The organism is Micromonospora foliorum (assembly GCF_022229015.1).
GTDB classification, from domain to species: Bacteria; Actinomycetota; Actinomycetes; order Mycobacteriales; family Micromonosporaceae; genus Micromonospora; species Micromonospora foliorum.
This window is the reverse complement of the sequence record NZ_JAKKFF010000340.1, coordinates 1-6,877: the sequence shown is the minus strand read 5'-3', so window position 1 is coordinate 6,877 and position 6,877 is coordinate 1. Positions and strand designations below refer to the sequence as shown.

At 73.1% G+C, this 6,877-nt stretch carries 6 protein-coding genes and 1 pseudogene; 5 read left to right on the top strand and 2 right to left on the bottom strand.

All coding sequences use genetic code 11. The annotated features are described in order from the left end of the window. Positions 1 to 181, bottom strand: a pseudogene (locus PSH25_RS23615) (hypothetical protein); the annotation flags it as partial. A 158-nt stretch (positions 182 to 339) separates the two neighbouring features. Here PSH25_RS23615 and metG point away from each other — a divergent pair. Continuing rightward, a complete protein-coding gene (metG, locus tag PSH25_RS23610; protein WP_238661156.1) occupies positions 340 to 2,142 on the top strand; it encodes a methionine--tRNA ligase in 1,803 nt (600 codons plus the stop codon). Between the two features lie 46 nt (positions 2,143 to 2,188). Here metG and PSH25_RS23605 read toward each other — a convergent pair whose 3' ends face one another. Then, positions 2,189 to 3,436, bottom strand: a complete 1,248-nt coding sequence (locus PSH25_RS23605) for a hypothetical protein (protein WP_238661155.1) — start codon at positions 3,434 to 3,436, stop codon at positions 2,189 to 2,191. 129 nt (positions 3,437 to 3,565) lie between these two features. On the opposite strand from PSH25_RS23605, the gene PSH25_RS23600 reads away from it, so the two are divergent. The 4 genes from PSH25_RS23600 to PSH25_RS23585 all read left to right on the top strand — a co-directional run. Continuing rightward, positions 3,566 to 4,465 (top strand): TatD family hydrolase, encoded by a 900-nt coding sequence (locus PSH25_RS23600; protein WP_238661154.1) that lies wholly within the window; start codon positions 3,566 to 3,568, stop codon positions 4,463 to 4,465. 46 nt (positions 4,466 to 4,511) lie between these two features. After that, entirely contained in the window at positions 4,512 to 5,381 is an 870-nt protein-coding gene (rsmA, locus tag PSH25_RS23595; protein ID WP_238661153.1) for a 16S rRNA (adenine(1518)-N(6)/adenine(1519)-N(6))-dimethyltransferase RsmA, read from the top strand. A 32-nt stretch (positions 5,382 to 5,413) separates the two neighbouring features. Continuing rightward, a complete protein-coding gene (locus PSH25_RS23590) occupies positions 5,414 to 5,998 on the top strand; it encodes a Uma2 family endonuclease (protein ID WP_238661152.1) in 585 nt (194 codons plus the stop codon). Beyond that, positions 5,995 to 6,877, top strand: an 883-nt coding sequence (locus PSH25_RS23585; protein WP_238661151.1) for a 4-(cytidine 5'-diphospho)-2-C-methyl-D-erythritol kinase, incomplete at its 3' end; no start/stop codon positions are given. The genes PSH25_RS23590 and PSH25_RS23585, both read left to right, overlap by 4 nt.

The window sequence follows — 6,877 nt, the reverse complement described above, 5'->3', positions numbered from 1 at the left end:
GGGCGGCGGACCTCCCGGCCGGGGTGGGCCTCTGCGCACCCGGGTCGGCGCCGGGCACCAGCCGCGGCTGGGGCGCGACCCCGGTGACCCGGGGCACGGCGGGTTCGGGCGCCGGATCGTCACCGACCGCCGGTCCGGTGGGACGGTCCTCGTGGTCCCGTGCCGCTCCTCTGCCCGTCACGACGTTCATTGCACACCGCCGCAGGAGGCGAAACGGGCAGCTGAGCCGCGTGTCGACGACAAATCGGACCAACGGGCGAGCTGGTCGGCCCGGTCCGCCGGTCGGGCACCCCCCATTGGTTCGCGAACGCCCCGGACGGGTCACTAGGCTCACTGCTCATGAGTCACGTTCTCGCGGCAGTGGCCTGGCCGTACGCCAACGGCCCCCGCCACATCGGCCACGTCTCCGGTTTCGGCGTTCCCTCCGACGTCTTCGCCCGGTACATGCGGATGGCCGGCCACGACGTGCTCATGGTCTCCGGCACCGACGAGCACGGCACCCCGATCCAGGTGCAGGCCGACGCCGACGGGGTGACCCCGCGCGAGCTGGCCGACAGGTACAACAGGGTGATCGTCGAGGACCTGCACGGCCTCGGTCTCTCCTACGACCTGTTCACCCGCACCACCACCCGCAACCACTACGCGGTGGTGCAGGAGCTGTTCGAGGGGATGTACCGCAACGGCTACATCGTCCCGAAGACCACCATGGGGGCGATCTCCCCGTCCACCGGGCGCACCCTGCCCGACCGCTACATCGAGGGCACCTGCCCGATCTGTGGGTACGACAGCGCCCGCGGTGACCAGTGCGACAACTGCGGCAACCAGCTCGACCCGATCGACCTGATCGACCCGAAGTCGCGGATCAACGGGGAGACTCCGAAGTTCGTCGAGACCGAGCACTTCTTCCTGGACCTGCCGGCCCTGGCCGAGGTGCTGCGGCAGTGGCTGGACACCCGCGAGGGGTGGCGGCCCAACGTGCTGCGGTTCTCCCGCAACCTGCTCGACGACCTCCAGCCCCGGGCGATCACCCGTGACCTGGAGTGGGGCGTACCGATCCCGCTCGACGGCTGGCGCGACCGGTCGGACAAGCGGATCTACGTGTGGTTCGACGCCGTGATCGGCTACCTGTCCGCCTCGATCGAGTGGGCCCGCCGCTCCGGCGACCCGGACGCGTGGCGGAAGTGGTGGTCCGCCGACGGTGCGGGTAAGGACTCCCAGTCCTACTACTTCATGGGCAAGGACAACATCGTCTTCCACTCGGTGATCTGGCCGGCGCTGCTCTCCGGATACTCCGGTGCGGGCTCCCGCGACGGTGAGCCGGGCGAGCTGGGTCGGCTCAACCTGCCCACCGAGGTGGTCTCCAGTGAGTACCTGACCATGGAGGGGCGCAAGTTCTCGTCGTCCCGCAAGGTGGTCATCTACGTTCGCGACTTCCTGGAGCGCTACGACGCCGACGCGCTGCGCTACTTCATCGCCGCCGCCGGCCCGGAGAGCAACGACACCGACTTCACCTGGGCCGAGTTCCTGCGCCGCAACAACGACGAGTTGGTTGCCGGCTGGGGCAACCTGGTCAACCGGTGCGTCTCGATGGCCGCGAAGAACTTCGGGGCTATCCCGCCGGTCGACCCGGCCGGGCTCACCGAGGCCGACGAGGCGCTGCTCGCCGTCGCCCGGACCGGTTTCACCACGGTCGGCGACCTGATCGGCCGGCACCGGCAGAAGCAGGCGATCGGTGAGGCCATGAAGGTCGTCGCCGAGGCCAACCGGTACCTCTCCGAGCAGGCGCCCTGGAAGCTCAAGGACGAGGCGGACAAGCCCCGGATGGGCACCATCCTGCACGTCGCCCTCCAGGTGATCACCGATGCCAACACGCTGCTCACCCCGTTCCTGCCGCACTCCGCGCAGCAGGTGCACGAGCTGCTCGGAGGCGCCGGCGTGCACGCGCCGATGCCGGTGATCGAGCAGGTCGACGACCTGGACGGCGGTCCCGCGTACCCGGTGCTCACCGGGGACTACACCGTCGGCGCGCGCTGGGAGTCGGTGTCGATCGAGGCGGGCCGCCCGCTGGCCGTGCCGAAGCCGGTGTTCCGCAAGCTCGACCCGTCGATCGTCGACGAGGAACTGGCCCGGCTGGCCGACTGAACGCACGACGCGCGGCGGCGGGCCGCACTGCCGCCGCCGCGCGCCGTCACATCGCGTACCGGGTGTCCATCACCTGGTCGTCGGTCACCTCGGCGCCGGGCGCCCAGGCCTCGTAGATGCCACGTTCCTGACACTGGGCGCCGGTGGCGACCACGGTGTCCGGGTTCGGGTGGCGCAGGCGCACCCGCAGCCAGCCGGCCTCCTCCCGCAGCACCAGGCACGGCACGCCCCGCCACTGGGCGAACCGGACCCGGCGGGCCACCGCGTCCACCGGGTAACGGGCCGCCCGGGTCATCGCCAGCACCCGGAACCCGCCGGGCAGGTCGGCGACCGCCTCGTACTCGGTGTCGCCGTACATGCCGACCAACTGGGTGGAGCGGGGCGCGTCGGCGTTCGGCACGTACTCCTGGTCCGGGGAGAGGCCCGGCACCGCGGCCAGCAGGTGCCGCCACTGCGGGCCCACCATCCGCAGCCACCCGCGCTGCTCGGCCTGGTAGGTGTACAGCACCACCTCCACCCCCTCCGCCGGGTACGCGATGAGGGCGGCGTTCGCCGGCATCGGCAGGTCGGCGAAGTCCCGGGTGATGAACTCCGGGATGAGCTGACCATTGCTGGGCACGAAGCCGGTGCCCAGCACCGGGGCGCCCAGCCGGTCCCGGGCGGCCAACGCGGTCAGGCCGCGGTGTGCCGGGCCGGCCGGCACGTCGTAGTCGCCCGGGTCGGACGCGCGCCAGCGCAGCGCGTACGCCACGTCCGGGCCGTCCCGGCCGGCGTCACCGTCGGTACGCAGCACCGTCGTCGTCGCCGGCGTACGCAGGTGCGCCACGTCATGCTCGCGGAAGCAGAAGCCGTGCGGCAGCCAACCCCGTACGTAGCCGGCGACCTGCTGGGCCGAGAGCACCTTCATCATCCGGGTGCCCCGCCGGACCACCGCCGACGCGCGCGCCATCGTCAGCGTCGGGTCGCCCGCCGCCGCCGGCTGCTGGCTGAGCTGGTGCAGGTACGCCCACCCCCGCTCGCGGTGCGCGGGCACCAGCAGCGGCGTCTCCGGCTCGTCGGCCGGCTCCGTCGCCCCGTGCACCGCGGTCACCTCGGTGACGTGCACGAACCGTCGCCACGGCAGGGCGCTACCCGGGCGGGGCGCCCACTCGAAGCCGGCCACCTCGTCGGCGCTGAACAACTCGTACGCGGCGCCTCGGGCGATCTCCTCGGCCGGGTACACGCCGCCGCCGAACGCCACGCGCAGGCCGGTCCGTTCGCCGGCGCTGCCATCGGCCTGGGGAGTGACGCTCAAGCCGTCACCTCCCTGCTCGATGGGATGAGGTCCGCACGCGGTCGCGTCCGGTCGCTGGTGACCGTAGAGTCGCGCGGCGTAGTCGAGGTGAACGTCGGGTGGCGGGCAGATGGACAGGCCCGGTGTGTGATGCTGTCGCTGATGAGCGAGCCCACTGAATCCCGCCGCGAGCGTGCCGCCCGGCGGGCCGGAGAGTTTCCGCCCGCCCCCGAGTCGCTGCCCCGGGCGGTGCTGGACAGCCACACCCACCTGGACATCACGGTCAGCGAGGCCGGTGTGCCCGGCGGTGGTCCGGCCGACGACCCGGTCGCCGTGGCCATCGCGCTGGCCACGAAGGTCGGCGTGGACCGACTGGTCCAGGTGGGCGTGGACGTCGCCTCCTCCCGGTGGGGCGCGGACACCGCCGACCGCTACCCGGCCGTGCTGGCCACCGTGGCGCTGCACCCCAACGAGGCGCCCCGGCTGAGCGACCTCGACGAGGCGCTGCGGGAGATCGAGTCACTCGCCGCCCGCGACCGGGTCCGGGGAATCGGCGAGACCGGGATGGACTTCTTCCGCACCGGCGACGAGGGGCGTGCCGCGCAGGAGCAGAGTTTCCGGGCGCACATCGCCATCGCCAAGCGGTACGGCAAGACGTTGGTCATCCACGACCGCGACGCGCACGCCGACGTGCTGCGGATCCTCGACGACGAGGGCGCTCCCGACCGGGTGGTGCTGCACTGCTTCTCCGGCGACGCCGACTTCGCCCGCGAGTGCGTCCGCCGCGGCTACCTGCTGAGCTTCGCCGGCACCGTCACCTTCGGCAGCGCGACGGCGCTGCGCGAGGCCGCCGCGCTCACCCCGGTGGACCAGATGCTTGTGGAGACCGACGCCCCGTACCTCACCCCGATGCCGTACCGCGGCCGACCGAACGCGTCGTACCTGATCCCGCTCACCGTCCGGGCGCTCGCCGCGACCACCGGCACCGACCTGGACGAGCTGTGCGCGGCCATCTCCGCCACCGGCGACCGGGCCTTCGGCCCGTGGTGAGCCCGGCCCGACGGTCGGCACCGACCCCGTCGCTACGCTGCCTGGCATGACCGGTCTCCTCGGCCCGGCGGAGATCCGGGAACTCGCCGCCCGGCTGGGCGTCGCGCCCACCAAGAAGCTGGGCCAGAACTTCGTGCACGACCCGAACACCGTGCGCCGGATCGTCACCGCCGCCGGCCTGACCCCCGACGACGTGGCCCTGGAGGTGGGGCCCGGGCTCGGCTCGCTGACCCTGGGGCTGCTGCCGGTCGCCGGGCACGTGCACGCCGTGGAGATCGACCCGGTGCTCGCCGGGGCGCTGCCGGAGACCGTCGCACGGCACGCCGGGGCCGACGCCGCCCGGCTCACCGTGCACCGCGCCGACGCACTGCGCATCGCCGCCGCCGAACTGGCCGACCCGCCACCGACCGCGCTGGTGGCGAACCTGCCCTACAACGTCGCCGTGCCCGTGGTGCTGCACCTGCTCGCCGTACTGCCCACCCTGCGACACGGCCTGGTGATGGTGCAGAAGGAGGTCGCCGACCGGCTCGTCGCCGGTCCCGGCTCCAAGGTGTACGGCATCCCGTCGGTGAAGCTCGCCTGGTACGCCCAGGCCCGGGGCGCCGGCAAGGTGCCGCCGAACGTGTTCTGGCCGGTGCCCAACGTCGACTCCGGCCTGGTCGCCTTCACCTGCCACGAGCCGCCCCGCGCCGACGTACCCCGGGAGCGGGTCTTCGCCGTGGTCGACGCGGCGTTCGCGCAGCGCCGCAAGACGCTGCGCGCCGCGTTGGCCGGCTGGGCCGGTGGCGCCGACCGGGCCGCCGCGGCGCTCACCGCCGCCGGTGTCGACCCTGGCGCCCGTGGCGAGTCACTGACCGTCGAGCAGTTCGCCGCCATCGCCGCGTCGGCTCCGGTCGGTACGCCGGCCGGGAAGTAGGCTGACGCCGTGCCCGCCGAGGAGGTGTACGAGTGACAGCGCAGCCGATCGAGCCCGCTGCCCACGGGATGTGGAGTCCGGATCCCGTCCGGCAGCGGCTGGCCAACCACACCATCGAGGACGTGCTGGCTCTGCCCGACGACGCCCCCCGCGTCGAGCTACGTGACGGAGTCCTCGTCGTGGTCCCCTCCCCGACCTTTGGTCATCAGACCATCGGCAACCTGCTGTGGATGTGGCTACGGCAGCACGCGCCGGCCGAGTTGACGCCGGCCACCGCCGTCGGGGTGGCGATCAACCATCGGAACACCCTCGAACCCGACGTCGTCCTGCTGCGGCGTCCGGTGGCGCCCGACCACCACTACTTCGAGGCTGATCAAGTTGTGCTGGCCGTCGAAGTCGTCTCGCCCGGCACCCGTCGTCGGGACCGGTTGGAGAAGCCGGCCGACTACGCGGACGCCGGCATCCGGCACTACTGGCGGATCGAGCAGGACCCGCTGCACGTGTACGCGTACGACCTGGTCGGCGGCCGGTACGAGCTGGCCGCCGACTCCGCCGAGGAGCTGATCGTGGCCAAGCCGTTCGACATCCGCCTGCACCTGCGGGACATGACCCCGTGACCGAGGCCTGGGGACCGGACGACGACGAGCGACGCGGGGCCGTCGGCCCGGTGCGGGTGCGGGTGCCCGCGAAGGTCAACCTGCACCTCGGGGTGGGCCCGTTGCGCCGGGACGGCTACCACGAGCTGAACACGGTCTACCACGCCATCTCGATCTACGACGAGCTGACCGCCCGCCGGGGCGACACCCTCGCGCTGACCATGGAGGGTGAGGGCACCGGCGAGCTGGCCCTGGACGACACCAACCTGGTGATCCGCGCCGCGCACGCCCTCGCCGGGTACGCGGGGGTGCTGCCGCACGCCCGACTGCACCTGCGCAAGCAGATCCCGCTCGCCGGTGGGTTGGCCGGCGGCAGCGCCGACGCGGCAGCCGCGCTGGTGGCCTGCGACGCGCTCTGGGGCACCGGGCTGTCCCGCGACGAGCTGGCCGGCATCGCCGCCGACCTCGGCTCCGACGTGCCGTTCCTGATCTACGGTGGCACCGCGCTGGGCACCGGCCGGGGTGAGGCGATCAGCCCCGTGCTGGCCCGCCCCACCTCCTGGCACTGGGTGGTGGCGATCGCCGACGTCGGCCTGTCCACCCCGGCCGCGTACCGGGAGCTGGACCGGCTCCGCGACTCCGGTGCCGCTGGCAGCCCGTTGGGCAGCACCGACGCGCTGCTGGGCGCGCTGCGCCAGCGTGACCCCCGGGTGCTCGCCCGCACGCTCGGCAACGACCTCCAGGACGCCGCGCTGGCCATGCGCCCGGCGCTGGCCGACACGCTGAAGGCCGGCGAGGCGGCCGGCGCGCTCACCGGCATCGTCTCCGGTTCCGGCCCGACCTGCGTGTTTCTCGCCGCCGACGCGGCCGACGCGGAGCGGATCGCCGCCGAGCTGACCA